24 protein-coding genes are annotated in these 25,809 nt (G+C 61.7%); 14 read left to right on the top strand and 10 right to left on the bottom strand.

Annotated elements, in window-relative coordinates; all coding sequences use genetic code 11:
- Positions 1-30 precede the first annotated feature (30 nt).
- Positions 31-3,378 carry a hypothetical protein gene (locus AC19YS_RS14325; RefSeq protein ID WP_500602090.1) on the top strand — a complete coding sequence of 1,116 codons (3,348 nt, stop codon included), beginning with the start codon at positions 31-33 and terminating at the stop codon, positions 3,376-3,378.
- A gap of 801 nt (positions 3,379-4,179) precedes the next feature.
- On the opposite strand, the gene AC19YS_RS14320 is transcribed toward AC19YS_RS14325, so the two are convergent.
- The gene (locus tag AC19YS_RS14320; protein WP_003173733.1) at positions 4,180-4,395 is read right to left on the bottom strand and encodes a TOBE domain-containing protein; all 216 of its coding nucleotides are present in this window, start codon (positions 4,393-4,395) and stop codon (positions 4,180-4,182) included.
- A 319-nt stretch (positions 4,396-4,714) separates the two neighbouring features.
- Between AC19YS_RS14320 and AC19YS_RS14315 the strand changes: the two genes are divergently transcribed.
- Genes AC19YS_RS14315 through AC19YS_RS14305 form a run of 3 tightly spaced genes read left to right on the top strand, consistent with a single transcriptional unit; the run spans position 4,715 to position 7,237 of the window.
- Positions 4,715-5,686, top strand: coding sequence for an aliphatic sulfonate ABC transporter substrate-binding protein (locus tag AC19YS_RS14315; RefSeq protein ID WP_500602088.1), 972 nt, complete (start codon positions 4,715-4,717; stop codon positions 5,684-5,686).
- A 10-nt stretch (positions 5,687-5,696) separates the two neighbouring features.
- Complete coding sequence (locus tag AC19YS_RS14310; RefSeq protein WP_179607711.1) at positions 5,697-6,524, top strand: ABC transporter permease; 828 nt, start codon at positions 5,697-5,699, stop codon at positions 6,522-6,524.
- The gene (locus AC19YS_RS14305; RefSeq protein WP_106577929.1) at positions 6,521-7,237 is read left to right on the top strand and encodes an ABC transporter ATP-binding protein; all 717 of its coding nucleotides are present in this window, start codon (positions 6,521-6,523) and stop codon (positions 7,235-7,237) included. The genes AC19YS_RS14310 and AC19YS_RS14305 overlap by 4 nt, the downstream gene beginning before the upstream one ends.
- A 210-nt stretch (positions 7,238-7,447) precedes the next feature.
- Here the strand turns inward: AC19YS_RS14305 and AC19YS_RS14300 are convergent, their stop codons facing one another.
- The 3 genes from AC19YS_RS14300 to AC19YS_RS14290 all read right to left on the bottom strand — a co-directional run bounded on the left by AC19YS_RS14300 (position 7,448) and on the right by AC19YS_RS14290 (position 9,593).
- Complete coding sequence (locus AC19YS_RS14300; protein ID WP_500602085.1) at positions 7,448-8,368, bottom strand: FecR domain-containing protein; 921 nt, start codon at positions 8,366-8,368, stop codon at positions 7,448-7,450.
- On the bottom strand, positions 8,365-8,883 hold the full coding sequence (locus tag AC19YS_RS14295) for a sigma-70 family RNA polymerase sigma factor (protein WP_500602083.1): 519 nt from the start codon (positions 8,881-8,883) through the stop codon (positions 8,365-8,367). The genes AC19YS_RS14300 and AC19YS_RS14295 overlap by 4 nt, the downstream gene beginning before the upstream one ends.
- Before the next feature lie 92 nt (positions 8,884-8,975).
- Complete coding sequence (locus tag AC19YS_RS14290; RefSeq protein WP_179607707.1) at positions 8,976-9,593, bottom strand: LpxA family transferase; 618 nt, start codon at positions 9,591-9,593, stop codon at positions 8,976-8,978.
- A 113-nt stretch (positions 9,594-9,706) separates the two neighbouring features.
- On the opposite strand from AC19YS_RS14290, the gene AC19YS_RS14285 reads away from it, so the two are divergent.
- Positions 9,707-10,672 (top strand): threo-3-hydroxy-L-aspartate ammonia-lyase, encoded by a 966-nt coding sequence (locus AC19YS_RS14285; RefSeq protein ID WP_106577925.1) that lies wholly within the window; start codon positions 9,707-9,709, stop codon positions 10,670-10,672.
- A complete protein-coding gene (locus AC19YS_RS14280) occupies positions 10,669-11,049 on the top strand; it encodes a RidA family protein (RefSeq protein ID WP_119735327.1) in 381 nt (126 codons plus the stop codon). Before AC19YS_RS14285 ends, AC19YS_RS14280 begins: the two co-directional genes overlap by 4 nt.
- On the opposite strand, the gene AC19YS_RS14275 is transcribed toward AC19YS_RS14280, so the two are convergent.
- Complete coding sequence (locus AC19YS_RS14275; RefSeq protein ID WP_119735328.1) at positions 11,037-11,663, bottom strand: helix-turn-helix transcriptional regulator; 627 nt, start codon at positions 11,661-11,663, stop codon at positions 11,037-11,039. The two genes, AC19YS_RS14280 and AC19YS_RS14275, sit on opposite strands and share 13 nt — an antisense overlap.
- 70 nt (positions 11,664-11,733) lie before the next feature.
- On the opposite strand from AC19YS_RS14275, the gene AC19YS_RS14270 reads away from it, so the two are divergent.
- A complete protein-coding gene (locus AC19YS_RS14270; RefSeq protein WP_500602081.1) occupies positions 11,734-12,837 on the top strand; it encodes a DSD1 family PLP-dependent enzyme in 1,104 nt (367 codons plus the stop codon).
- Positions 12,838-12,893: 56 nt separating this feature from the next.
- Here AC19YS_RS14270 and AC19YS_RS14265 read toward each other — a convergent pair whose 3' ends face one another.
- Positions 12,894-13,370 (bottom strand): GNAT family N-acetyltransferase, encoded by a 477-nt coding sequence (locus AC19YS_RS14265; protein WP_500602079.1) that lies wholly within the window; start codon positions 13,368-13,370, stop codon positions 12,894-12,896.
- Positions 13,371-13,641: 271 nt separating this feature from the next.
- Here AC19YS_RS14265 and AC19YS_RS14260 point away from each other — a divergent pair, with 271 nt between their 5' ends.
- Positions 13,642-14,892 carry a ribonucleotide-diphosphate reductase subunit beta gene (locus AC19YS_RS14260; RefSeq protein ID WP_426177271.1) on the top strand — a complete coding sequence of 417 codons (1,251 nt, stop codon included), beginning with the start codon at positions 13,642-13,644 and terminating at the stop codon, positions 14,890-14,892.
- Between the two features lie 152 nt (positions 14,893-15,044).
- Complete coding sequence (locus AC19YS_RS14255; RefSeq protein WP_500602078.1) at positions 15,045-15,533, top strand: DUF1289 domain-containing protein; 489 nt, start codon at positions 15,045-15,047, stop codon at positions 15,531-15,533.
- A gap of 125 nt (positions 15,534-15,658) precedes the next feature.
- Here the strand turns inward: AC19YS_RS14255 and mdeB are convergent, their stop codons facing one another.
- The gene (mdeB, locus tag AC19YS_RS14250; RefSeq protein ID WP_500602076.1) at positions 15,659-18,337 is read right to left on the bottom strand and encodes an alpha-ketoglutarate dehydrogenase; all 2,679 of its coding nucleotides are present in this window, start codon (positions 18,335-18,337) and stop codon (positions 15,659-15,661) included.
- Between the two features lie 190 nt (positions 18,338-18,527).
- Between mdeB and AC19YS_RS14245 the strand changes: the two genes are divergently transcribed.
- The 3 genes from AC19YS_RS14245 (at position 18,528) to AC19YS_RS14235 (ending at position 21,279) form a co-directional block, all read left to right on the top strand.
- Positions 18,528-19,442, top strand: coding sequence for a class I SAM-dependent methyltransferase (locus AC19YS_RS14245; protein ID WP_106577917.1), 915 nt, complete (start codon positions 18,528-18,530; stop codon positions 19,440-19,442).
- Positions 19,443-19,591: 149 nt separating this feature from the next.
- Positions 19,592-20,311: a phosphatidylcholine synthase gene (pcsA, locus tag AC19YS_RS14240; protein WP_106577916.1), complete on the top strand. Its 720-nt coding sequence runs from the start codon at positions 19,592-19,594 to the stop codon at positions 20,309-20,311.
- A 188-nt stretch (positions 20,312-20,499) separates the two neighbouring features.
- Complete coding sequence (locus AC19YS_RS14235) at positions 20,500-21,279, top strand: TSUP family transporter (RefSeq protein WP_119741946.1); 780 nt, start codon at positions 20,500-20,502, stop codon at positions 21,277-21,279.
- Here AC19YS_RS14235 and nudC read toward each other — a convergent pair.
- The gene (gene nudC, locus AC19YS_RS14230; protein ID WP_169366581.1) at positions 21,247-22,080 is read right to left on the bottom strand and encodes an NAD(+) diphosphatase; all 834 of its coding nucleotides are present in this window, start codon (positions 22,078-22,080) and stop codon (positions 21,247-21,249) included. The two genes, AC19YS_RS14235 and nudC, sit on opposite strands and share 33 nt — an antisense overlap.
- Before the next feature lie 5 nt (positions 22,081-22,085).
- Positions 22,086-22,898 carry a crotonase/enoyl-CoA hydratase family protein gene (locus tag AC19YS_RS14225; protein ID WP_119741942.1) on the bottom strand — a complete coding sequence of 271 codons (813 nt, stop codon included), beginning with the start codon at positions 22,896-22,898 and terminating at the stop codon, positions 22,086-22,088.
- Between the two features lie 192 nt (positions 22,899-23,090).
- Between AC19YS_RS14225 and AC19YS_RS14220 the strand changes: the two genes are divergently transcribed.
- Positions 23,091-24,359, top strand: a complete 1,269-nt coding sequence (locus tag AC19YS_RS14220; RefSeq protein WP_500602074.1) for a chloride channel protein — start codon at positions 23,091-23,093, stop codon at positions 24,357-24,359.
- A gap of 60 nt (positions 24,360-24,419) precedes the next feature.
- Positions 24,420-24,974: a UPF0149 family protein gene (locus tag AC19YS_RS14215; protein ID WP_106577911.1), complete on the top strand. Its 555-nt coding sequence runs from the start codon at positions 24,420-24,422 to the stop codon at positions 24,972-24,974.
- Positions 24,975-24,981: 7 nt separating this feature from the next.
- On the opposite strand, the gene AC19YS_RS14210 is transcribed toward AC19YS_RS14215, so the two are convergent.
- Entirely contained in the window at positions 24,982-25,611 is a 630-nt protein-coding gene (locus AC19YS_RS14210; protein WP_119741934.1) for a lytic polysaccharide monooxygenase auxiliary activity family 9 protein, read from the bottom strand.
- Positions 25,612-25,809 lie beyond the last annotated feature (198 nt).

The raw sequence follows: 25,809 nt of genomic DNA, 5'->3' as shown, positions 1-25,809 counted from the left end.
TCCCACCGGCAACAGCAGGAGTTTCATGGTATGGCGACCCAGCCCCTTGATCGCTCGTCCGATTCCAAAACCCTTCCCCGCACGCCGTCCAAGTCGAGCACCGCGTTTCATGTGCTGCTCAAAAACAGCGCCAACAAAAAAGTCGAATCCCAGGACAAGACTCCATCGGGGCTCGATGCCAGCCAGCAACAGGGCTATACACTGGCGGCCAAGGACGCCACGCCACCGCCGGCCCTCGCCGACTACAAAGCCATCGGTCCACCGGATGAAGTCGGGCCTGGGTTGATTCGTTATGAAACCCAGGACGGCAAGAAAGTCATCGTCAGCGAACAGGACAGCCCGGAGCTGTTCAAGCAAGTGAGTGCCGATTTCAAATCGCTCACGGGCGTGGTGGCCAGCCAGAACGCGGGTTACCAGAGCCTTGGCGCGGATGCAAAAGCGCCGGAAAAGCTCGCCGACTACAAATCCCTCGGACCGCCCGACGAGACCGGTCCGGGCGTGATCCGCTATGAAACCCAGGACGGCACCAAGGTCGTGGTCAGCCAGCGTGACAACCCCGAAGCCTTCCAGAAAGCCAAGGATGACTATGCGAGCTTCACCGGCCTCGCCAGCAGCGAAGACGCCGGCTACAAACGCGCCAGCGACAACGAAGTGTGGCCGCCCTACGCCGGCACCACGGTCGGCCCCGAGGATGAAGTCGGCCCGGGCCTGATCCGCTTTGAGAGCAACGGCCAGAAGATGGTCGTGGCCCGTGACGACAACCCCAAGCTGTTCGACTACCTGGCGGGCCTGCACGAGGTCTACACCGACCCTGGCAAGAAGGCCGTGGTGGAAGGCGAGCTGAATAACGGGGCGGCCCTGGCCGACGCCAACACGCCGGTGCCGGGCCTCAATGACTACAAGACGTTCAGCTGGAACAACGACCAGAAAGACAGCATCCTCACCTACGAACTGCATGACGGCACCAAGGTGGTGGTGTCTTCCGACGTCAGCCCCGAGCTGTTCAAGAGCGTCGCCACCGCCCACGACACCTGGGACAAAATCCACACCAGCGAAGCCGAAGGCTATAAGTTGGCCGGGCCGAATGACTTCCTGAAAAACACCGACATCACGTTCGGTTCGCCCGACGAACTGGGCGATGGCCTGATCCGCTATGAAACCAGCGAAGGCAAGGTCATCGTCTCCAAGGAACTCAGCCCGCAGCTCTACGACGACGTTAAGGCCAAGTGGGACGCCTTCAGTGCCGGCGCGGTCGATGACACGCGCACCCAGCACAACCTGCCCAAGGCCGGTGACCTCGACGTGCTGAACATGGACACCGGCGTCCATGCCGATGACAAAGACGACAAGTCGCCAACCTTGAGCGTCAGCGAGCTGGCCACCACCCAGTTGATCGACACCTACCGCGCCGGCGTCAAGGATGGCTCGATTCCCAAGGACGACCCGCGCGCCAAGCTGGTGCGCGCGCTGGAAGCCCAGGCCGCCTACCAGAATGGCCACGGCATTACCGGCTACGAAGAAGCCAAGCGCCCGTTCAACACCACCTGGCGCGAGTTCGATGACAAGCAGACCGAGCTGACCTCGGCCGATATGCACGACATCATCGACGGCAAGGCAGTGCAGGAGCAGATCGGCGAGCTGTTCAAAGACCCGACCGTGCAGGCCGACTACAAGTCGAAAATGGACGACGCGATCAACAAGCTGCCGAACAAGGACGAGATCAAGCAAAAGCTCCTGGACCTGACGTCCAACCCGGATTACGTGCTGTACCTCAAAGACCTGCAAGACCAGGGCAAGACCTCGGAGGCGCAGAAGGACCTGAGCGATACCCTCACCTCGCTGTCGTTGTTCGACCCGGAAGCGGCCAGCAAGGCGGCGCAGAACATTCAGGCCGACGGCTTGACCACCGACCTCAACGCGATCCTTTCGGACCCGAGCAAGATCTCCGACGAGAACAAGGAACTGGCCACCAAGGACCTGTTCGGCCTGCTCAAAGGCGTCTTGAAAGGCAGCCTGCTCGACCTGCCACGGCGCACCCAGGAAACCCTGGAGAAATTCCTCAACGAAGGCCTGCAGGGCAAGGAAAAATCCGCTGGCGTGACCAAGGCCCTGGAGGAGTTGGGCGAGGTCTACAAGAACAATGGTTCGATCAGCGAGGCCGACCTGAAAACCGCGCTGAGCAAACCCTATATCCCGGTCGCCGACCGCGGCATGCTCGGCGAGGTGTTTCATACCCTCAACAGCAAGGGCATCCTGGGTTCTCTCGGTGCCGGCGTGACCCTGTTTTCGGCGATTTACCAATTGGTCGGCAAAGGCGGCAAGCTCGGCGAAACGCCCGCGCAGCGCATGTCCATCGCCAAGGACTTCTTGAGCTTTGCCGGCGGTTCCAGCCACTTCGTGCGCCTGGGCGACAAGATTGGCGAGACCCTGGGTAAAGGCGGCTTGGTGGACTTCCTTGGCCTGGACAAAACGCTGCCGGAAATCTGGGGCAAGACCGGCCTGCAGGAACCGAACTTCGAGTTCCGCGTCAACGACCTGCCCTCCGATGTAAAAGCCAAGATCACCAGTGCACTCGATGCCGTGCCCGACAGCCAGTACGACGGCATTTCGAAGATGTTTGGCGACGGCGACAAAGCCGTCACCGAGGCCACCGAAGGCCTGGCGACTCACCTGGATGACGGCCTCGCCGCTGCAGGCGCGGCCAAGCTCGGCGCGTCCAAGTCAGCGAAAATTGCCGGCTCGGTCATCAAGGTGCTCGGCCCGGCCACGGACATCGCCGGCGGGTTCGCCGATATTGTGTTGGGCGCGCTGGCGATCAAAAGTGGCGTGGACAGCAAAGACCCGCTGGCCCAGGCGGCTGGCGGCCTGCAGGTGGCCGGTGGTGCGTTCGGTGCGTCGGCCGGCGTACTTGGCGCGGCGGCGCTGTTTGGCGCAGGCACGGCGGCGGCATTGACCGGGCCATTGTTCCTGGTGGGTGTGGTGCTGGCGGTGGTGGGCGGGATCATCGGCTACTTTGTCGACCACAACAAAAAGCAGAAAGCCACCGAGAAAGAAAACGACTGGTACCGCGACCTGGCCGGCGACGGTCTATTGCAGGACAACTGGGCCGACAAGGTCGAGTACGCCCACTACGAAATCCACCATTACCACGGCCGCGACACGCCGACCGATGACAGCATCTTTCGCTTCCAGCAATCGGAATGGGAGCACTTCGACGAGACGCCGCAAAAAGGCGGGTCGTCGAGCAATCGGCTGGATGGGGACTTGCACAAGCACTATGAAGACCCGAACACCCCACCCAAAAGCCTGCCCAGCGATGCCCCACCGGACAAACCGCAACCGCATCAACCGGGCGGCGGCGGCCCACGCATCAACTGAGGTTCACTGGGCTGGCGTCTATCAATGTGGAATGGGCTTGCTTGAGAAGGCGGTGCATCAGCGACAGAAAAGCTGAATGCCCCACCGCATTCGCGAGCAAGCCCGCTCCCACATTTGGATCCGGGTGCATCAGGGTAGTGGGAGTACTGGTTCAAATGTGGCAGCTGGCTTGCCTGCGAAGGGATCGACTGGGTATGCCTGATGCACCAAGGTGCCCGCATCGCAGGCAAGCCAGCTCCCACACAAAAGCAGATCTGCTGTTGATCTGATGCTGATCTTGATTTGACAGGTCCCGCCAACCACGATGGCTGTCGCAAAGGATAGGCACCCGGTCTCCCGAGTGACCTACCCAAACAACCCAGCCCCACATTTAAATCTGAGTGCATCAGGTGAGAGCGTACCGGGTCCAAATGTGGGAGCTGGCTTGCCTGCGAAGGGATCGACTGGGTATGCCTGATGCACCATGGTGCCCGCATCGCAGGCAAGCCAGCTCCTACAGAGAAGCAGATCTGCTGTTGATCTGATGCTGATCTTGATTTGACAGGTCCAGCCAACCACGATGGCTGTCGCAAAGGATAGGCACCCGGTCTCCCGAGTGACCTACCCAAGCAACTCAGTCCCACATTTGGATCTGAGCGCATCAGGTAGCGAGCGTACCGGGTCCAAATGTGGGAGCTGGCTTGCCTGCGAGAAGGGATCGACTGGGTATGCCTGATGCACCCGGGTGCCCGCATCGCAGGCAAGCCAGCTCCTACAGAAAAGCAGATCTGCACTTAATCTGCTTTTGCTTCAACCACTGGCTTACAGCTTGGCAATGGAAACTTCGGTCGACTTCACAAAGGCAATTACTTCGCTGCCCACTTTCAATTCCAGGTCACGCACCGAGCGCGTGGTGATCACTGACGTCACGATGCCGGACGCGGTTTGCACGTCGATCTCGGACACCACTTCCCCCAGCAGAATCTCCTTGATCACGCCCTTGAACTGGTTGCGCACGTTGATCGCTTTAATGGTCATGTCGGCTTTCCTTTTGGCTGCTGGGTCAATCCGCACGAATGCGCAGGCCCTCAAAATGCGCCATCCAATCGGACATTAAAAGGAATATATAACTCTTTATTTATTCGATATGGATATATATGAACTGTTCGCCTGGCAACAGCTGATCAACAAATTGCCCGCTGCTATCACAGCAACGGCGGCTTAAACCCGAGCAAATCCGCCTTCGGCGTAGATGGCACAGAGACTGCATATTCCGATAAAGCATGATGGAACATGCAAATTCAATTTTCTGAATATAAGAAAAGCCTTCTCTCATCGCCTTGTCCGGAGCTGTTCCATGAAACCCTTTGCTCAACGTTTACTGGGCGCCTGCGCCCTCGCCTTGTGCCTGCAGCCCCAGGCCTTTGCCGCCGAGGCCGACCCGGCGCAAGTCAATCTGGATTACGCCTACTATTCGCCGGTCAGCCTGGTGCTCAAGCATTTCGGTTGGTTGGAGCAGGCGTTGCCGCAAACCAAAGTCGGCTGGGTACTGAGCCAGGGCAGCAACCGCTCACTGGAATACCTCAACAGTGGCGGCGTGGACTTCGCCTCCTCCGCCAGTTTGTCTGCCGTATTGAGCCGTGCGAATGGCAGCCCGATCAAATCGGTGTATGTCTACAGCCGCGCCGAATGGACGGCTTTGGTGGTACGCAAAGACTCGCCGTTCACCAGCGTGACGGACCTCAAGGGCAAGAAAATCGCCGCCACCAAAGGCACCGACCCGTACCTGTTCACCCTGCGCAGCCTGCAACAAGCCGGGCTGAAAAAAGATGACGTGGAGCTTGTGCACCTGCAACACCCGGACGGCCGCACCGCCCTGGAGAAAGGTGACGTGGACGCCTGGGCCGGCCTCGACCCACACATGGCCGCCAGTCAAATCCAGGCCGGTTCGCGCCTGCTGTACCGCAACAAAGACTTCAACAGCTACGGTGTGGTCAGCGTCACCGAGACGTACGCCAAGGAGCATCCGCAGACCATCACCAAGGTGCTCGGCGCCTATGAAAAGGCCCGCGACTGGGCGGTGAAGCATCCGGATGAGTTCGCCAAATTGCTCGCCGATGAGTCCGGGCTGCCGCTGGAAGTGGCCAAGCTGCAACTCTCGCGTACCGACCTCGGCAGCCCGTTGCTGACCCGCCAGGATGTGGTGTCGTCCAAGGCCGCGGCGCCGATCCTGGTGTCCGAGGAACTGGTCCGTCGCGGGGTCAATGTGGATCAGGTGATCGACCAACTGATCGACACCTCGTTCGGCCAAGCCTTGCCGAAGCCGTAAGGGGCGCGTGATGACCAGCAAAACCCAAACCGTGCCGCTCGCGGCGCCGCTCGTCATGCAGCGCAGTGCCTGGCCACGGCGGTTGAAAGGACTGGTGTTGCCGGTGCTGATCCTGCTGGTGCTGGAGGGGGTGGTGCGTATCGGCTGGCTGCCGTCGTACCAGATGCCGGCCCCCAGCGAGATCGCCGTAACCCTGACCGACCTGGCCGAAGGCGCGTTGTGGAAGCACATCGGCGTCAGCCTGTTGCGCGTACTGGCGGGTTTCGCCATCGGCGCGAGCCTGGCGTTGGTGTTTGCCGCCTGGGTAGGGCTCAGCCGCGAAGCCGAGGCGTACCTGGAACCCACGTTTGCCGGGCTGCGCTCGATCCCGAGCCTGGCCTGGGTGCCACTGTTGCTGCTGTGGCTGGGCATCGATGAAACCTCGAAGATTGTGCTGATTGCGATTGGCGCGTTCTTCCCGGTGTACCTCAATGGCGTCGCGGCGATCCGCGATATCGACCGCAAATGGGTGGAGGTCGGGCAAATGTACGGCTTCAGCCGGCGCCGTCTGGTGCGGCGGATTCTGTTGCCCGCCGCCCTGCCCGGTCTGTTTACCGGCTTGCGCAGTGGCCTGAGCCTGGCGTGGATGTTCCTGGTGGCGGCCGAGTTGATCGCGGCCACCAAGGGTTTGGGCTACTTGCTCAGTGACGGGCGCGAAACCTCGCGCCCGGACATCGTGCTGGCTGCAATCATCGTGCTGGCGCTACTCGGCAAAGTCAGCGATGGCCTGCTCGCAGCGCTCGAGAAACACTGCCTGGCCTGGCGTGACACCTTCAACGGCCAGGGTGCGGAGCAATGAGCATGCAGCCTTTATTGGACATTCGTGTAGAGCGTAAAAGCTTCGCCAGCACCCCCGTGCTGACCAACGTGCACCTGGCCTTGCAGCCACGCGAAGCGGTGAGCCTGCTGGGGCCCAGCGGTTGCGGTAAAAGCACGTTGCTGCGCATCGTCGCCGGCCTGGAAAAAGACTTTCAAGGCCAACTGCGCAGCCCCGAAGGCGAAGTGGCGTTTGTGTTCCAGGAACCGCGCCTGATGCCCTGGCTGACGGTAGAGCAGAACATCGGCTTCAGTGATGACAGTCACTATGACAAAGCCTGGGTCGCGCAATTGATCGACGAAGTCGGCCTCAAGGGTTTCGCTCAGGCACTGCCCAAAGCGTTGTCGGGCGGCATGGCGCAACGGGTGGCGATCGCACGCGGCCTGTATTCGCGCCCGCAGGTGTTGCTGCTGGACGAGCCGTTCAGCGCTGTGGACGCCTTCACCCGCATGAAACTCCAGGACTTGCTACTGCAATTGGCCAAGCACCATGCCATCGCGTTATTGCTGGTGACTCACGATGTGGACGAAGCGCTGTACCTGAGTGATCGGGTGCTGGTGATGGACAACCGGCCGAGCAGCATCCGCCAGGAACTCGCGGTGGACCTGCCGCACCCACGCGACCGTCGCGACCCGCTGCTGGCACGGCTCAAGGCACTGGCCTTGACCGAGTTACAGCGGGCGCATGTGATTTAAAGACAGATGATCGCCCATGGCATGCGGGCGCCCTATGGCAACCAGACTCCCTATGGCAAGCAGGCTTTCTGTGGCGAGCGGGCTTGCCCCGCGTTGTGCTGCGAAGCGGCCCTAAAATCCCACGACGCGGTCTATCAGTTTTACCCAAGTGTCCAATTGGAAGCGCTTCGCACGCCAACGCAGGCCAAGCCCACTCCCCCCAGTGAGGCGTCACACCAGTGTGCGGCTCAAGGTCACCCAGTACCGCGTCCGCGCGCGCACTTCAAACCCCAACGTCTGGGACAGCAGCGTGAGAATGCGGTCGGTGTCGTCCAGCCGGAAGCTGCCGGTCACGCGCAGGCTTTCCAGGCTCGGGTCCCAGCGCAACACGCCTGGGCGATAACGCGCCAGTTCGCGCAAAAAATCCCCCAGCGCCTGGTTCTGCGCGGTCAACACGCCGTCGCGCCAGCCCAGTTGCAGCGCATCGAACGCTACCCAGGCGCCAAGCCCTTTGGCCTGCAACGGCGCCTGCTGCCCGCTGCTCAATGTCGCCACGTGCCCCTGCACGTCGCGCACCTGCACCGCGCCCTTGAGCACCGAGACCAAACAACCGGACGCCAATTGCCGCACACACACTTCGGCCTGGCTGACGTGAACCTCGCCGTAGCGGGTGTTCACGGTCATCGACGCCGCGCCTGGCACATTCACGGCCAGCTCACCGTCGACCAACGTGATGCGCCGCTGCTGCAGATCAACATCCGCCGCCGTGGCAGTGTTGAGTTGCAGGCTGCTGCCATCGGCCAACGGCAGGCGCCTGCGCTCGCCGGTGGCGGTGTGCACATCGGCCCGCCATGCCTCGATGGGCAACTGCCGACTCACCAGCCAGGCGGTCGGCACCAGCGCCGCCACACCCAGCGCACGCTTGAGCATGGCCCGCCGCGACGGCTGGGGCCGGTCGAGGCTGGCCATTGCCAATGCCTGCGGCACGTCGCTGAAACGCTGGCGCAGGGCTTGGGCTTTCTGCCAGGTCTGTTCGTGCTGGGGGTGGCTGTCGCGCCACTGCTGCAACGCGGCGTGATCACCTTCGGTGGCCGCGCCGGATTCCAGCAAGGCCAGCCACTGCGCGGCGGCGCGCGCGACCTCGCGGTTCACAGGTCTGCCAGCAAACAATGTTCGTAGGCTTGCGCCATGTAGCGCTTCACCGTGCGCTCAGAAACGTCGAGCCGCTCGGCAATCTCGCGATAACCCAGGCCTTCAAGTTGGCTCCACAAAAATGCGCGGCGCACCAGCACGGGCAAACCGTCGAGCAACTCATCCAGCGTCTGCAGGGTTTCCAGCAGCAGCCAGCGTTGCTCCGGCGACGGCACACAGGTGTGAGGAAGACTTGCCAAGGCCGTCAAGTAAGCCTGCTCAAGGCTGCGCCGCTGATGAAAGTTGACCAACAAGCGCTTGCCGACTGTCACCAGGTACGCGCGCGGCTCCTGCATCTGCGCAATCGGCTGGGCACTGGCGAGCACGCGCAGGAACGTATCCTGGCTCAGGTCCGCTGCATCCCAGGCATTGCCCAGGCGCCGCCGCAGCCAGCTTTCGAGCCAACTGCGGTGGTCGCGGTACAAACTCGACAAGGTGGGTTCGGCGGCGTGGGTCGGGACAACTGCATCATTCATGGCAAGCGACCTGCGCGGCGCGAGTGAGTCTCAAATGAGATTCATTCTATTTAATATCGTGCCGGTGCACCATGCCCTTTTCAACATTGCGTTTATACAGAGGCTTCTGCGTCGAACACTTGCCCGCGCCCGATGACACTGGCAGGGGCTAACACGGCCCCCGGCGCCAGCACCGCATTGGCGCCAATTCGGCACTGATCGCCGAGCAACGCGCCGAATTTGTCGCAACCGGTGCGCTGTAACTGCCCGTCAATGCGCACCAGCACCTCCTTGTCCACGCGTTCATTGCGGTAGTTGGCGACGATGCTGCCCGCCTCCAGGTTGATCCCGTGGCCAAGCACCGAATCACCGACAAAATTGAAATGCGCCAGCTTGCTGCCCTTGAATACAAATGAGGTTTTCAGTTCGGCGCCTGGCCCGATGATGCACTGCGCCTCCAGCCAGCAACCACCGCGCAGCAGCGAACCGCTGGCGATAAAGCACTCGGCGCCGATGATCAATGGGCCCTTGAGCAAGGCGCCGGGTTCGACCGTGGCGGTGCGGTGCACGGCGATTTCATCGTGAATGGCGTAATCCTCAACCGCGAGTTGGGTGAGCAAGTGGCGGACGATGGCGGGCGCCTGGGTCACCAGCGCCCAGGGTGCCAGGTCGGCCCACGGCGCCAGCGGTGACTGGGCAAGGTTGGCGATGTAGTCGGTGAGTCGGATCAACGTCGAACCCTCGGGCGCTCAGAGAAGCTCGAAACGCTAGCATGAACACAGGAAACTTTACTATTTGTCTTGATATGGATATTTTATCCAAACACGCACATGAGGTCCGTCGCATGCAACTGCCTACCTATCAAGACGTCACCGCCGCCGCCCAGCGCCTGGAGGGCTTCGCGCACGCCACGCCGGTGCTCACCTCGCGCACTCTCAACGCCGAAACCGGCGCCGAAGTGTTCATCAAATGTGAACACCTGCAACGCACCGGCTCATTCAAGTTTCGCGGCGCGTTCAACGCCCTCTCGCAGTTTGATGCGCAGCAGCGCAAGGCCGGTGTGGTGGCGTTTTCTTCGGGCAACCACGCCCAAGGCATCGCGCTGGCGGCGCGTTTGCTGGGCATGCCGGCGACGATTGTGATGCCCACCGACGCGCCGGCCGCCAAGGTCGCCGCGACCCGTGAATATGGCGCCAGCGTGGTGCTGTATGACCGTTTTACCGAGGACCGCGAGCAGATCGGCCGTACCCTGGCCATCGAGCAAGGGATGACGCTGATCCCGCCTTACGATCACCCGCACATCCTCGCCGGCCAAGGCACTGCCGCCAAGGAACTGCTGGAATTCACCGGTCCTCTGGACGCGCTCTTCGTCGGCCTGGGCGGCGGCGGCATGCTCTCGGGCACAGCACTTTCGACCCGTGCGCTGGCACCGGATTGCCAACTGTTCGGCGTCGAACCGGAGGCCGGCAATGACGGCCAACGCTCCTTGCGTGCCGGCAGCATTGTGCACATCGACACGCCGGCGACCATTGCCGACGGTGCGCAAACCCAACACTTGGGCAACTACACCTTCCCGATCATCCGTGATCAGGTGAACGACATCTTCACTGTCTCCGACGCGCAGTTGGTGCAAGCCATGCGCTTCTTCATGCAGCGCATGAAGATGGTGGTGGAACCCACCGGCTGCCTTGGCCTGGCGGCATTGCGCCAACTGGGCGAGCGGTTCAAGGGCCAGCGCGTGGGGGTTATCGTCACCGGCGGCAACGTCGATATCCAACGCTACGCCGCCCTGCTCAGCGAGGCGTCATGAACATCATCCACACCGCGACTGCCGCGCCGCCTGCCGGGCATTATTCGCAGGCCGTGCGCCATGGCGACACGCTGTATATCTCCGGGCAATTGCCGGTCAGCGCGCAGGGTCGCCACAACCTTGAGGCGTCGTTTACCGAACAGGCGCAGGTGGCGCTGGACAATGTGTTGGCGATCTTGAAAGCCGCCGGTGGTTCGCCCCAGGACCTGGTCAAGGTCACGGTGTACGTGGCCGGGGTCAACCACTGGCCGGAATTCGACCGCCTCTACGCCGCCGCGCTGGGCGAGCACCGCCCTGCCCGCGCGGTGGTGCCGGTGCCCGAGTTGCATCACGGGTATCTGGTAGAGATTGAAGCGCTGGCGCGTTACTTGGCGTAGGTGTAGACCGCCGCGCGCGACACGCCCAGGTGCGAGGCGACCGTTTCCATGGCCCGACGAACGTCCATGCAGCCGGAGTCTTTGAGTTCTTGCAAAAGCAGCCGCCGATCCGCCGCCTTGAGTGCCCGCGGCGTGGTAGCCAGGCGTGCGGCGAACTGGTCGATACGCGCACGAATCACATCGGCGCCGGACGGGTCGAGGGACTCATTGGGCTTGTCGCCACTGACTGAACCAAACTGCTCCAGCATGCCCTGCAAGCCCCGGAACAACGAGAGATCGACGTTCATGCACAAGGCCGCCACGTACTTGCCGCTGGCGTCCTTGATGCCGATCGACGTGCTCTTGACCTGACGCCCATCGGCGAACTGGTTCTGGTAGTTGGCGATGACCTGCGGGTAGTCCGGGTCGGCAATCCGCGCCAGTCCCAGTTCGGTGGCCGGGTCACCGGGTTGGCGTCCGGAAAGGTTGTTATGGATCGCCAGGATCGCATGCTGCGGGTCGCGCAAGTCGTGCAGCACCACCTCGCAGAACGGGCTGAAGGTTTTGCTCAAGCCTTCGGCAATCTGTTCGAGTTGGCTGATCAGCGTGGTTTGTTCGGGAGAGGTCTTTTTCATGCAAGACAACATATCCAGTCCTGGACAGGGCGTCAATTTGGCCGCTGTCCCTCATTGTGGAGTTTCAACCATGGACACGCCTGCCGCATTGATTGACATGCTGAAGATGCAGCGCAATATCCAGCGCATGCAACTGCGCGCTGACAGCCTGGGCGTGCACTTGCGCCCGCATGTCAAAACCCATAAATGCGCCGACGTGGTGGCCGCACAGATCGCCGCGGGTGCGCGCGGCATCACCGTGTCGACGCTCAAGGAAGCCGAGTACTTTTTCGAGCGGGGCATCCACGACATTCTCTACGCAGTCGCCATGGCGCCCCACAAGCTGCCCCAGGCCTTGGCGTTGCGGCGCCAGGGTTGCGCGCTGACGCTGATCACCGACAGCCTCGCCGGTGCCCAGGCCATCGTCGATTTTGGCCGGCAGCACGGCGAGACCTTTGCGGTGATGATCGAGATCGATTGCGACGGCCATCGCTGCGGGGTCAAGCCGCAGTCGCCTGAATTGCTGGTGATCGCCCAACTGCTGGGCGCCAGCCTCGCCGGGGTGCTGACCCATGCCGGAGAAAGCTACGGCCTGGATACGCCTGAAGCCTTGCAAGCGATAGCGGAACAGGAACGCGCACGTTGCGTCGAGGCGGCCGAGCGCATTCGTGCGGCGGGCTTGTCATGCGAACAGGTCAGCGTCGGCTCCACGCCCACCGCGTTGTCGGCGCTGAGCCTGCACGGCGTCACCGAACTGCGCGCTGGCGTGTATGCGTTCTTCGACCTGGTGATGCACAACATCGGCGTGTGCCGTGCCGATGAACTGGCCTTGAGCGTGCTGACAACGGTGATTGGCCATCAAGCGGAAAAAGGCTGGGTCATCACCGATGCGGGCTGGATGGCCATGAGTCGGGATCGTGGCACTCAGTCGCAGAAACGTGATTTCGGGTATGGCCAGGTGTGTGATGAATACGGTGAGCCCATCGATGGGTTGCTGCTCAGCAGCGCCAATCAGGAACACGGTGTGGCGCGGTTTGAGCACAGCCATGTGGATGTGGTCACGCACTTCCCACTCGGCACGCGCCTGCGCATTTTGCCCAACCATGCGTGCGCGACGGGGGCGCAGTTTGGTAGCTACATCGCCGTTTCGCATGACGCTGATGTGCAGGTTTGGGAGCGCTTGCGCGGCTGGTAGCCCTCCGTTCAAGCACCGCTGGCTCAACGCGGAAGGTGGCTTGAGTCGGCGGCGCATTACGTTTCCTGAAAAGCCCGCTCCATCTTGATGATCTCAATGGAAACCGGACTGTTGCCACGGCTGAACCTGCCCTCGCCGACTTTGCGAAACCCGAAGGCGGCATAGAATCTTTCGGCGGTCAGGGTCGCTTCCAGGTAGGCCTTGGCATGGCTCGCGTGTTGGATGTGCTGCAAGGCTTCACTCAGTAAACGCGCACCAATGCCTTGTCCGGCCGCATCACCGCGCACAAACAATTTGCTGATTTCATGGCCGTCAATTTCGACGAAACCTTGCAGGGTATCGGTGTACGCCAGCCACAGCGTGCCCGCGGCGATGGCCGCGCGGTACGTCTCAGGCGAGCGACCGTCGAGCCACATTGCAATCTGCTCAGGGCCGTAGTCGGCATTGCACAGGTTTTCGACCGAGTTTTGATGCACCGCGAAGATGCTTTCGGCGTCTTGCTGGGTGGCCGCGCGCAGCAGAATCTTTTTCATTCCCTTGAGTTTCCCTATGTGGCCAGTGAACCCTGGCTTTATAGCTGAACAAGCGCCGGGCAGCGACCCATTACCGCACATCTTGTGCGTTGACCTACTTTGTTACACACCATATAGTGTGCCCACAAACAAACCAGACCACTACATAGTGTGCAGCATCGGTATTTACCGACCACACTACGCGCAGTATTTCAATGCCGAGTAGCCTGCAAACCGCATATTTTTGGACGGGTTCACACGCCGTCAGAACAGATAAGGAAGGAGTATTTCAATGCTGAGTTGGGATGAAGTCGACAACGAAGACACCGGTGCAGCGGTGATCAAGGGCGCCAACGCCGGGCATGCCAGCGAAGCCAACATGGACCGCCTTGACGGTGCCGGCGCTGCCGCCGCCATCGAAGCTCGCGCCGTTACCGCCAGCGACTCCGCCGCCATCGTGCGCGCCAAGGCCGCCCTGGACAAACTCGACGTCGCCGAAGGCCTCGCCGAGCTGGAAGGTTCCGCCGCCCGCGTCGCCGTTGACGAAAAGCGCATGATCAACTGCCGCGCCGACCTCAACCAACTCGTGCCCTTCAAGTACGACTGGGCCTGGCAGAAGTACCTAGACGGCTGCGCCAACCACTGGATGCCGCAAGAGGTCAACATGACCGCCGACATCGCGCTGTGGAAAAACCCCGAAGGCCTGACCGACGACGAGCGTCGCATCGTCATGCGCAACCTCGGCTTCTTCTCCACCGCCGACTCCCTGGTTGCCAACAACCTGGTGCTGGCCGTGTACCGCCTGATCACCAACCCGGAGTGCCGCCAGTACATCCTGCGCCAGGCCTTCGAAGAAGCGATCCACACCCACGCCTACCAGTACTGCATCGAATCGCTGGCCATGGATGAGGGCGAGATCTTCAACATGTACCACGAGATTCCATCGGTCGCCAAAAAGGCCGCCTGGGGCTTGAAGTACACCCGCTCGATCTCCGATCCGAAGTTCGAAACCGGCACCGTCGAAACCGACAAAGAACTGCTGCGCAACCTGGTCGCCTACTACTGCGTCCTGGAAGGCATCTTCTTCTATTGCGGCTTCACCCAGATCCTGTCCATGGGCCGTCGCAACAAAATGACCGGCGTCGCCGAGCAGTTCCAGTACATCCTGCGCGACGAGTCGATGCACCTGAACTTCGGTATCGATGTGATCAACCAGATCAAAATCGAAAACCCACACTTGTGGGATGCCGAGATGAAGGAAGAAGCGACCCAGATGATCCTGCAGGGGACTCAGCTGGAGATTGAATATGCTCGTGACACTATGCCGCGCGGCGTGTTGGGCATGAACGCGGCGATGATGGAGGACTACCTCAAGTTCATCGCTAACCGTCGTTTGTCGCAGATTGGCTTGAAGGAAGAGTACCCGGGCACCACCAACCCGTTCCCTTGGATGAGCGAGATCATGGACTTGAAGAAAGAGAAGAACTTCTTCGAAACCCGCGTGATCGAGTACCAGACCGGCGGCGCGTTGAGCTGGGACTGATCAACAACACAGATCTAAACGTGTGGGAGCGGGTTTGCTCACGAATACAGTGTGTCAGTCGATGCATCCGGTGACTGACTCACCGCATTCGCGAGCAAGCCCGCTCCCACATTGGGTCTGCGGTGCTCTATAGACTTTGCAAATTGCCCTTTATGCCCAATCACACCATCAAGACCCCCTGCGTCGGCCTGTGCTCTACCGTTTACGGTGACCTGGTCTGCCGGGGCTGCAAGCGTTATCACCATGAGGTGATTCAGTGGAATGGCTACAACGCCGAGGAGAAGCAGGCGGTGTGGCTGCGCCTGGAGCAGTTGCTGGTGCAGGTGATGGCCAGCAAGCTGGAAGTGTTCGACCCACAACGCCTGCGCCGGCAGTTGGAAGACCGCAAGATTCGCTTTATGCCGCACCAGTCGCCGTATTGCTGGGCGTACCAGTTGATTGCGCGGGGTGCGCGGGTGATTTCCAAGCTGGATGCGTATGGGTTGGCGTTGTTGCCGGAGTTTCGTGAGCGCAGCCTTGCGGATTTGCGTGATGCGATTGATCGGGAGTTTTTCCTGCTTTCCGAGGCGCACTACGAGCGCTACATCGCGCCGGGGTTTCTGAAGGACGCGTTTGGGCCAGCCCTGATTGCCACGTTCTAACACCACCGCAACCCTAAAGTGTGGGAGCGGGCTTGCTCGCGAATGCAGTCTGTCAGTTAATAAATCTGCTGACTGATTCACCGCCTTCGCGAGCAAGCCCGCTCCCACATGTGGATTTTCGCCAGTCAGCAAACCCAGGACGCTTCGCGTTCCGTCTGCAAGCCATAGCGCTCAATCGCCTGCTGACACACCTCTCGCGCCACACTCCCCTGCTCCGCCAACGCCGTCAGCGCTGCCAGCACCAGTTGATGGCGATCCACTTCAAAGAAATCACGCAACGCTGCCCGTGTATCACTGCGACCAAAACCGTCGGTGCCGAGCACGGTGTAGCTGCAGCTCAGGTAAGAAGCGATCATCTGCGGCACCGCCCGCACATAGTCGGACACCGCAATCACCGGCGCGCCGTTGGGCAAGCAGTCATTCACATGGCTGACGCGCTTGGCGTGCTGGGGATGCAAGCGATTCCACCGCTCCACTTCCCGCGCATCCCGCGCCAGCTCACTGTAACTGGTGACGCTGAACACCTCGCTCGCCACTTGCCAATCCTCGGCCAGTAACTGCGCGGCGGCCTGGGCCTCGCGCAGCAGCGTGCCCGACCCCAGCAAGCGCACTTGGGCATCTGGCGCACCTTGCAAGCGGTACATGCCTTTGATAATCGCTGACTCCACGCCCTGCGGCAGGCTTGGCTGCGGGTAGTTTTCGTTCATCAGCGTTACGTAATAGAACGCGTCCACGTCGTGTTCCAGCATCTGGCGCATGCCGTGGTCGAGGATTACCGCAAACTCGCCGGCAAACGCCGGGTCGTAGGCGCGGCAATTAGGCACGGTGGCGGCGCTGAGGTGGCTGCTGCCGTCCTGGTGCTGCAACCCTTCGCCGCCCAGGGTGGTGCGCCCGGCCGTGGCGCCAAGCAGGAAGCCGCGGGCGCGCTGGTCGGCGGCGGCCCAGATCAGGTCGCCGACGCGCTGAAAGCCGAACATCGAGTAATAGATGTAGAACGGCAACATGCGCAGGCCGTGCACCGAGTAGCTGGTGGCCGCTGCCACCCACGAGCTGATGGCACTGGCTTCGCTGATGCCTTCCTCGAGGATCTGCCCGTCGGTGGCCTCGCGGTAGCTGAGGATCGAGCCGATGTCTTCGGGCTCGTAGCGCTGGCCGACGCTGGAATAGATGCCGATCTGCTTGAACAGGTTGGCCATGCCAAAGGTGCGCGCCTCATCGGCCACAATCGGCACGATGCGCGGGCCGAGGACCTTGTCCTTGAGCAGGTGGGTGAGCATGCGCACGAAGGCCATGGTGGTGGACATTTCCTTGCCGTCAGCCGCCGTGGCGAAACCGGCGTAATCCTTCACTGGCGGCACCGCCACCGGCGCTGCGACCTGACTGCGGCTCGGTACGTAACCGCCGAGCGCCTGGCGGCGTTGATGCAGGTAGCGCAATTCAAGGCTGTCGTCGGCCGGTTTGAAGAAGCTCAGCGATTCGGTTTGCTCGTCCGTCAGCGGCAACTGGAAGCGATTGCGGAAGGCGATCAGCGCCTGCCGATCAAGCTTCTTCTGTTGGTGCGTGGTCATCCTGCCCTGCCCGGCTTCGCCCATGCCGAAGCCCTTTTTGGTCTGCGCCAGGATCACCGTCGGCTGGCCCTTGACCCGGCGCGCGGCGTAATAGGCGGCGTGGATCTTGACCATGTCGTGGCCGCCACGCTTAAGGCGGTCGATTTGCTCGTCACTCATGCCCTCGACCAACTTGGCCAGTGACTCGCTCTGCCCGAAAAAGTGCTCACGGTTGTAGGCGCCGTCTTTGGCGGCGAAGGTCTGGAATTGCCCGTCGACGGTCTGCGACAGCGTGCTCACCAGCGAGCCGTCACTGTCCTTGGCGAGCAAGGCGTCCCAGTCTGAACCCCAGACCAGCTTGATCACATTCCAGCCGGCACCGGCAAACAACGCCTCCAGTTCATCGATGATGCGCCCATTGCCGCGCACTGGGCCGTCGAGGCGTTGCAGGTTGCAGTTGACCACCCAGGTCAGGTTGTCCAGGCCTTCGCGAGCGGCCAGGGTCAGTGCCGACATGCTTTCCGGCTCGTCCATTTCGCCGTCGCCGAACACACCCCAGACGTGACGGTCGCTGGTGTCGAGCAGCCCACGATGCTGCAGGTAACGCATGAAACGCGCCTGGAAAATCGAGCTGATCAGGCCGATCCCCATGGAACCGGTGGGGAACTGCCAGAAGTCCGGCATCAACCACGGGTGCGGATAGCTGGACAGACCCCGTGCGCCCGCTTGTTGCCCGCCGATCTCCTGGCGGTAGTGCGCGAGGTCGTCTTCGCTCAAGCGGCCCTCCAGGAAGGCGCGCGCATAAATGCCCGGCGCGGAATGCGGCTGGTAGAACACCAGGTCGCCGCCAAAGTCTGGGTTGCGGGCGCGGAAAAAATGGTTGAAGCCAACTTCGAACAAATCGGCGGCACTGGCGTAGCTGGCGATATGGCCACCGAGCTCGCCGTACGCTTGATTGGCGCGCACCACCATGGCCAGCGCGTTCCAGCGCACCAGGGAAGCCAGACGCTCTTCGGTGGCGAGGTCACCGGGAAAGACCGGCTGCTGCTCAACGCTGATGCTGTTGATGTACGGTGTGCCGTGGCGCGGTTTCCAGTTGATGTGCGGGGCGCTGCCTTCGCGGGCCAGCAGGTCGAGGATCTGCCGCGCCCGTTCGGGACCGGCGTTGGCCACCAGCGAAGCCAGTGCGTCACGCCACTCGTCCTGCTCTACTTGATCCAACGCCGTGTGATTGACTGCACTGGCGAAACCATTCATGCGCACCTCCGGGCTTTTTTCCAGTTTATGCTGGCGCTGAAGGATTTTTTGCCTGTTATCAGGCGCAGGTTCGGGCATTTTGAGCATGAATCACTGCCAATCCGCTTTTTGCCAGCACGTTGTGCTCAAGCCACACGCAACGCCGCAACTGTGTTTAAAATGCCGCCCGCTCAATGACCGACGCTGACCGATGACCCCAGACGCACTTGCCACCCTGCACGCCCACCTGCTCACCGCCCTGGCCAGCCCGCCCGCCGAGACCCGGCGACTGTTCCACGGCCGTGGCCGCTGCTGGCCGGGGCTGGAACAACTGACGGTGGACTGGTTGCAAGGGGTGATTCTGGTTTCGTTGTTCAAAGCGCCGGAGGCCGAACAGCTGGACGCGTTGAAACAGATGCTCAAGGAACAGCTCAGCACCTATACCGTGGCCCTGCAACACCGCTACCTGCCGCAAAGCACCACAGAATGGCTGGTGGGTGACGCCGTTGAGGAGCTGACCATCACCGAAGGCGGCCTGCGCTACCTGATCGACCTGGGAAAGAAACAGAACAGCGGGCTGTTCCTCGACATGCGTTACGGCCGTAACTGGGTGCGTGAGCAGGCCAAAGGCCAGCGCGTACTCAACTTGTTCGCGTATACCTGCGGGTTCTCCGTCGCGGCCATCGAAGGCGGCGCCGACCATGTGGTCAACCTCGACATGGCCCGTGGCGCCCTCAGCCGTGGCCGCGACAACCATCGCCTGAACGGTCACGACCTGAGCAACGTTACGTTTCTGGGCCATGACCTGTTCAAGTCCTGGGCCAAGGTCACCCACAGCGGGCCTTATGATTTGGTCATCATCGATCCGCCGTCCTTTCAGAAAGGCAGCTTCCTGCTGACCAAGGACTACCAACGCGTGCTGCGCCGGCTGCCGGATTTGCTCACGCCCCAGGGCAGCGTACTGGCGTGCATGAACGACCCGGCGTTTGGCGAAGACTTCCTGATCGACGGCGTCACCCGCGAAGCACCGGGCCTGCGCTTTGTGGAGCGGCTGCAAAACCCGCCTGAATTTCCGGATATCGACCCCCAAAGTGGCTTGAAGGCGCTGGTGTTCCGTCAGGGTTGATGCTGAAACGTGCTGCGCTTGCTACGCTAAGTGATACACCGGGGCGGTGAACCTTATCCCCCCCTTCCCGGTCGATACCTGCATTCCCCGGCCAGACTCGACGGCGTTACGTTGTCGGCTGCCCTGTTTGACCTTTTGGAGAAACGCCCGTGATATCGACCCTGCATGTAGCCAGACTCAAAGCCTGGGGCGCCCACGGCTTTACCGCCACCGGTGTCGTGCTGGCCTTTCTGGCCACGCTTGCGCTGCTGGAAAACTCACCCAAGGCTTGCCTGCTCTGGCTGGGCCTGGCACTGGTAGTCGATGGCGTAGACGGCTCCCTGGCCCGACGAGTGAATGTCAGCACGGTATTGCCAAGCTTCGATGGCTCGGTGCTGGACCTGGTGATTGATTACCTGACGTATGTGTTTATTCCGGCGTTGTTCATCTACCGCTATATCGACCTGCCCGACTTCACTCACCTGTTTACGGTGTCGGTGATTCTGGTGTCGTCGCTGTTCTGCTTCTGCAATGTGAACATGAAGAGCAAGGACAACTACTTCGTCGGCTTCCCCGCCGCCTGGAACGTGGTTGCCCTGTGCGTGTACATCATCCAGCCGGACGCCTGGGTCACCTTGCTGACGGTGATTGGCCTGGCGCTGCTGACCGTGACGCCGATGAAGTTTTTGCACCCGTTCCGGGTCAAGCGCTTTATGCCGATCAACATTGCCGTGACCACGATCTGGTTGCTGTGCAGCTTTTTGATGGTGGTGGACTACCCGAATACCAACCCATGGACGTTCGGGTTGTGGTCGCTGATGTCGGCGTATTTCCTCGGCATTTGTGTGTGGCGCACAGCGCTGGAGTGGCTGGACAAGCGTCACGGTTGATCGCGGTTAAACCTGTGGGAGCGGGCTTGCTCGCGAAAGCGGTGGATCAGTCACAGATATATTGACTGACCATGCCGCCTTCGCGAGCAAGCCCGCTCCCACATTTGGCTCTCTGTTGATCTGACAGGTAAGATGCGGGCCTTTGGTGCAGCCCCTTCGCTGTGCCCTGCCAATAATAAGCCCTGCCCATGCCCTTCGAACTCAGCGTCGACCTCACCACCCTCGCCATCCTGGCCATCGTGGCCTTTATCGCCGGCTTCATCGATGCCATCGCCGGCGGCGGCGGGCTGCTCACCACGCCCGCCCTGCTGACCGCCGGCATGCCGCCCCACCTGGTGCTGGGCACCAATAAACTCAGTTCCACCTTCGGCTCGGCCACCGCCAGCTTCACCTTCTACCGGCGCAAACTCTTTCATCCCCGCCAGTGGGTGCATGCCATCGTCGGCACGTTGATCGGCGCGCTGGCCGGTGCGGTCGTCGCGCACTACCTGCCGGCCGAAACCCTGAACAAAATGCTCCCGGTGATCGTATTCGGCTGCGGTGTGTACCTGCTGTTTGGCGGTACGCCCAAGGCGCCGCTGGATGCCGACGCGCCGATCAAGAAGAAGTGGCAATCCACCCAGGGCTTTGGCCTGGGCTTCTACGACGGCGTGGCCGGCCCCGGCACCGGCGCGTTCTGGACGGTCAGCACGATGCTGCTGCACCCCATCGACCTGGTAAAGGCCAGCGGCGTCGCGCGCAGCATGAACTTCGTCAGCAACGCGGCGGCGCTGTCGGTGTTCATCTTCAACGGCTCGGTGGACTGGATCGTCGGCCTGGCGATGGGCTTTTCGGTAATGTGCGGCGCGTTCTTTGGCGCACGCAGCGCGATAAGCGGCGGCGCCAAATTCATTCGCCCGGTGTTTATCACCGTGGTTCTCGGCCTGACCGTGCGTCTAGCCTGGCAACACTGGTTCAGCGTGGCCTAAACGACGCGCCAGGTAGAGGTCGATCAGGTAACGCGCAATCGAACGTGACGCCGGCAGCGGCGGCAGGTCGTGGATGTTGAACCATTGCGCGTCCTCGATCTCGTCAGCTTGGGGCACGATGTCGCCACCGGCATATTCGGCATGGAAGCCGAGCATCATCGAATGCGGGAACGGCCAGCATTGGCTGCCCATGTACTGGATATTCTTGACCTCCACCTGCACTTCCTCGCGCACCTCGCGGATCAGGCAGTCCTCGGCCGACTCACCCGGCTCGGCGAACCCGGCCAGGGTGCTGTAGACGCCCGTGACAAAACGCGGCGAACGCGCCAGCAGAATCTCGTCGCCTCGGGTCACCAGCACAATCATGCTCGGCGAAATGCGCGGGTAGCTGCGCAGGTCGCAGGCTGTGCAATGCATCGCACGCTCACGCGGCACCTGGACCATGGCCTGGCCGCAGCTGCCGCAAAACCGGTGCTCGCGCGCCCAGGTGCCGATCTGCGCGGCGTAGCCGAGCACTTTGTACAACGTGTGATCGCCCTGCAGCATGAACGCGCGCAAACCTTGCCAGCTGCAGCCTGGCACGTCACTCGCCGAGTTCAGTTCCAGCAAGTACACCGGCTCACCGTCGAGGTGGCCGATGCCGTGTTCAGCGAACACCGACAGGTCCTGGCGCTTGAGCCATTCGCGCGGGAACAGCGGGCCGTTGGTGTCATGCAAAAAGCCTTCGCGGCTGCGGGCGACGGCCCAGCCACCGGGGGCGTCGTTGTCCAGCAGCGTTGTGGTAATCCAGCCTGGGGTCATGTCAGTCAATCCACGAATTCGGGTTTCTGCTTACTCATATGGGCCGCGATGGCCACGCGCAGGTCGTTGGATTGCAACATAGCCGAGTTCCAGGTGGCAACGTATTCCAAGCCATCATTGACCGTGTGGTCACGCATGTAGCTGATCATCGCCTTGGTGCCTGTCACGGCAATCGGCGACTTGGCGGCGATTTGCTGGGCAATGTCCATGACGCCGGCCAACAGGCTTGCATAGTCCGCATACACGCGATTGACCAGGCCGATGCTGCGCGCTTCCTCAGCACCGAACTGGCGGCCGGTGTAAGCCAGCTCACGCAGCATGCCGTCACCGACAATGCGCGGCAGGCGCTGCAAGGTGCCCACGTCGGCAGCCATGCCGATGTCGATTTCCTTGATCGAGAACTGCGCGTCTTCAGCGGCGTAGCGCATGTCGCAGGCACTGATCAAGTCGATGGCGCCGCCGATGCAGTAGCCGTGGATCGCCGCCAGCACCGGTTTGCGGCAATGGTCGACGGCGTTGAACGAGGCTTGCAGCTCGAGGATTTTGCGGCGCAACAAGCGCGCATTGCGGCCCACGTCCTTGCCGAATTCGTTGGCCACCGAGGCCAGCAGCATCAGGTCGATGCCGGAAGAAAAATGCTTGCCGGCGCCGCTGAGTACCACGGCGCGCACGGCGTCGGTGTCCTCGACCCACTGGAAGATGTCGATGATTTCGGTCCAGAACGCCGCGTTCATCGCGTTGATCTTTTCCGGGCGGTTGATCTGCACATGGGCAACGTTGCCGGTGAGTTCGACGACGAAAGCTTGGTATTCGGACATGGCAGTGATCCCTGACTGGCGAGTGATAAGGGCCGAACTATAACAAGGGAGCGCGGCGGCGCATCGGCCAAAAACGGGACTGGCAAACGTAATGAAATGTTGTGGGGCCGCGGTTCATGGCCTGCCGATACATTTCACCCGGGAACGCGACTTTATCGGCTATACAATCTGGGCCACTTCCTGGAGCCGTCTATGCCGACCACGTTTCGCTCATCGTTGATTCTGGCCCTGGTGGTCGTGCTGACTGGCATCGGCGCCGGGCTTGGCGGGATGCTCCTGGCGTTGCTGCTGCACGGCATCCAGCACCTGGCGTACGGGTACAGCCTCGACAGCCTGATCAGCCATGAAACCTTTCTGTGGGGCGTGACCGCCGCCGCGCCACAGCGTCGGTTACTGGTCTTGGTCATTTGCGGCCTCGTTGCGGGTGTGGGCTGGTGGACCATTTATCGCTACGGCCGCCCGCTGGTGAGCATCACGCAGGCGGTTGGCGAAAAGATGCCGATCATGCCGCCCAAGACCACCCTCGCCCACGCCATCCTGCAAATCATCACCGTGGCCCTCGGCTCGCCGCTGGGGCGTGAAGTGGCGCCGCGTGAAGTCGGCGCACTGGCGGCGACATGGTTAGCGCAACGTGCGCGACTGGAACCGTCGATGCATCGGCTGATCGTAGCCTGCGGCGCGGGTGCGGGCCTGGCGGCGGTGTACAACGTGCCGTTGGGCGGCGCGGTGTTTGTGCTGGAAGTGCTGGTCGGCGCATTCAGCTGGCCAGCGGCGGTGATTGCGCTGGCAACGTCGGCGATTGGGGCCGCGGTGGCATGGATCGGCCTTGGCGCAGAGTCGCAATACGTGGTGCCGCATTTTCTGCTGAGCCCGGCGTTGATCGCCTGGGCCGTGGTGTGTGGCCCGGTGTTTGGCGTGGCGGCCTACGCTTTCAGCCGCGTTACCGGTGCCGCCAGGGCGAACGCCGCGCGCGGCTGGCGTTTGCCGGTGCTGGCGTTGATCAACTTTACCCTCATCGGTGGGCTGGCCATGCTGCTGCCGCAGATCCTCGGCAACGGCAAGGGCCCGGCGCAACTGGGTTTCGACAATGAGCTGACAATCGGCCTGGCCGCCATCCTGCTGCTGGTCAAAGTGCTGATCACGACCAGCAGCCTGCGCGCCGGGGCCGAAGGCGGGCTGCTGACCCCGGCCCTGGCCAATGGCGCGTTGCTGGCGATCATCCTCGGCGGCGCCTGGAGCCTGGCGTGGCCCGGCGTGCCGCTGGGCGCGTTTGCGATCATCGGCGCAGCGGCGTTCCTGGCGGCGAGCATGAGCATGCCGCTGACGGCGATTGTGCTGGTGGCGGAATTTACCCGGATCGACCATGACTTTCTGGTGCCGATCATCCTGGCGGTGGTGGGCTCGATGTGCGTGAGCAAACTGCTTGTGCGCTGGGAAAACGCTGGAAAAAAGCCGGCCTAAGCGCCATCCTTCGCGCTTTAAGCCGCCCCGCAGCGGCGCTCGACGCTCAAAGGAATTGCCATGCACGCCCAACCCCTCGCCCCCGCCGATTTCGAATTCATCGACGAAACCCTGCTCAAGTACGGTGACGATCACTCGGTGCTGAACCTGGCCGAACTCGACGGCTACTTCACTGCGCTGGTCTCAAGCCCGGCACAAGTGGACGTCGCTGAGTGGTTTCCGGCGATCTGGGGTGGGCAGAACCCGGACTGGGAAAGTGTGGAAGAGGCCCAACGTTTTCTCGAACTGTGCGTGCGCCATATGAATACCCTGGCCGCGCAGTTGGCAACCGACGCGCAAGGCTTCAAGGCTCGCTTTGATGACACGGAGCATCAGGGCCACGTCGTCACCCTGGCGGAGGAATGGTGCTTTGGCTATATCCGTGGCGCCGCGATCGGCCACTGGCCCGAATTGCCCGCCGAACTGGCCGGGCAACTGGAGAAAATTTCCGGGTGCGCCGAGCAGGACAACTTCGAATTGCCGGCGGACCTGGATGTAAACGCCCATCAACAGCGGGTCAGCGCAATCGAACCGGCTGCGCGGGCGCTACATGATTACTGGTTGAGCAAACGCTGAGCCGGGCTTATTTGAAGTCCAGGTCAAACGCCTGATAGAACGCGTTGCCGGTGTTGGCCACGATCCACATCAACACCACCACGTGGCGGCCTTTTTTGCCCTTGGGCAAGGTCACCTGGTGCTCGACCCTGGCTTTCATTTCGTCGGCGTGCTGGTAATACGGCACCTGGGTGTAGAAGTCTTCAAAGAATGGTTTTGCCTCAAGCTGGGCGCGGCTGATGCGCTGCTTGGGGTCCCAGCCATCCTTGGTGATGAGCCAGCGATAACCTCGGGTGACGTGGGCAGCGGTGTATTGCCACTGCACCTTGAACACCTGGCCGGCCTCGACATTGAGCAATGGCCAAGTGAACGGGGTGTTGAGCTTTTTGCTCATTTCCTCATCGGTGAAGTTGACGCAATCGCGCTCATCGGTTTTGCCGCCGCTCAGGATGTGCCCGTCGGCCGGCGGCGTGACGCTTTGATCATCGGTTTGATAAGGCGCAGGGAAAGGCCCGGCGGTGAGTGCCGGGAAGTTCTTGCCGCCTTCCATTTCGTTGACCTGCCAGTTGCCCAGCAGCCCACGCTCTACGGCCACCGAGCCTCGGCTGGCGGGGGTCACGACACGGCCGTGCCTAAGTTGCGTCTGAGGTTTGTTCATTTCATTCACTCCTTGATTGAAAGCGCCCCGTCATGGGGCGTGCCTCGAACTTACCGTGGTGGGTTTTATTGTCCAATCGATGCTTCTCTCGGAACAGTCGTACAGCGACGCCGTTTCGCGGCGTAAAGGCCGTTGTCCTGCAACGCAAGGGTTGTTTGTCCTACCCGGCTGAGGGCAGTAAGGCTACACGCCCTGTCC

The sequence above is a fragment of the Pseudomonas sp. MF08831 genome (assembly GCF_059862645.1).
The sequence above is the reverse complement of the archived record's forward strand: the minus strand, read 5'-3'. Positions and strand labels throughout refer to the sequence as shown.

What these genes read in the sequence shown, in the direction of transcription:
- AC19YS_RS14325 (WP_500602090.1), top strand. Translation starts at nt 31, where the DNA reads ATGGCGACCCAGCCCCTTGATCGCTCGTCCGATTCCAAAACCCTTCCC.
- AC19YS_RS14320 (WP_003173733.1), bottom strand. Translation starts at nt 4,395, where the DNA reads ATGACCATTAAAGCGATCAACGTGCGCAACCAGTTCAAGGGCGTGATC.
- AC19YS_RS14315 (WP_500602088.1), top strand. Translation starts at nt 4,715, where the DNA reads ATGAAACCCTTTGCTCAACGTTTACTGGGCGCCTGCGCCCTCGCCTTG.
- AC19YS_RS14310 (WP_179607711.1), top strand. Translation starts at nt 5,697, where the DNA reads ATGACCAGCAAAACCCAAACCGTGCCGCTCGCGGCGCCGCTCGTCATG.
- AC19YS_RS14305 (WP_106577929.1), top strand. Translation starts at nt 6,521, where the DNA reads ATGAGCATGCAGCCTTTATTGGACATTCGTGTAGAGCGTAAAAGCTTC.
- AC19YS_RS14295 (WP_500602083.1), bottom strand. Translation starts at nt 8,883, where the DNA reads ATGAATGATGCAGTTGTCCCGACCCACGCCGCCGAACCCACCTTGTCG.
- AC19YS_RS14285 (WP_106577925.1), top strand. Translation starts at nt 9,707, where the DNA reads ATGCAACTGCCTACCTATCAAGACGTCACCGCCGCCGCCCAGCGCCTG.
- AC19YS_RS14280 (WP_119735327.1), top strand. Translation starts at nt 10,669, where the DNA reads ATGAACATCATCCACACCGCGACTGCCGCGCCGCCTGCCGGGCATTAT.
- AC19YS_RS14275 (WP_119735328.1), bottom strand. Translation starts at nt 11,663, where the DNA reads ATGAAAAAGACCTCTCCCGAACAAACCACGCTGATCAGCCAACTCGAA.
- AC19YS_RS14270 (WP_500602081.1), top strand. Translation starts at nt 11,734, where the DNA reads ATGGACACGCCTGCCGCATTGATTGACATGCTGAAGATGCAGCGCAAT.
- AC19YS_RS14265 (WP_500602079.1), bottom strand. Translation starts at nt 13,370, where the DNA reads ATGAAAAAGATTCTGCTGCGCGCGGCCACCCAGCAAGACGCCGAAAGC.
- AC19YS_RS14260 (WP_426177271.1), top strand. Translation starts at nt 13,642, where the DNA reads ATGCTGAGTTGGGATGAAGTCGACAACGAAGACACCGGTGCAGCGGTG.
- AC19YS_RS14255 (WP_500602078.1), top strand. Translation starts at nt 15,045, where the DNA reads ATGCCCAATCACACCATCAAGACCCCCTGCGTCGGCCTGTGCTCTACC.
- mdeB (WP_500602076.1), bottom strand. Translation starts at nt 18,337, where the DNA reads ATGAATGGTTTCGCCAGTGCAGTCAATCACACGGCGTTGGATCAAGTA.
- AC19YS_RS14245 (WP_106577917.1), top strand. Translation starts at nt 18,528, where the DNA reads ATGACCCCAGACGCACTTGCCACCCTGCACGCCCACCTGCTCACCGCC.
- AC19YS_RS14235 (WP_119741946.1), top strand. Translation starts at nt 20,500, where the DNA reads ATGCCCTTCGAACTCAGCGTCGACCTCACCACCCTCGCCATCCTGGCC.
- nudC (WP_169366581.1), bottom strand. Translation starts at nt 22,080, where the DNA reads ATGACCCCAGGCTGGATTACCACAACGCTGCTGGACAACGACGCCCCC.
- AC19YS_RS14225 (WP_119741942.1), bottom strand. Translation starts at nt 22,898, where the DNA reads ATGTCCGAATACCAAGCTTTCGTCGTCGAACTCACCGGCAACGTTGCC.
- AC19YS_RS14220 (WP_500602074.1), top strand. Translation starts at nt 23,091, where the DNA reads ATGCCGACCACGTTTCGCTCATCGTTGATTCTGGCCCTGGTGGTCGTG.
- AC19YS_RS14215 (WP_106577911.1), top strand. Translation starts at nt 24,420, where the DNA reads ATGCACGCCCAACCCCTCGCCCCCGCCGATTTCGAATTCATCGACGAA.
- AC19YS_RS14210 (WP_119741934.1), bottom strand. Translation starts at nt 25,611, where the DNA reads ATGAACAAACCTCAGACGCAACTTAGGCACGGCCGTGTCGTGACCCCC.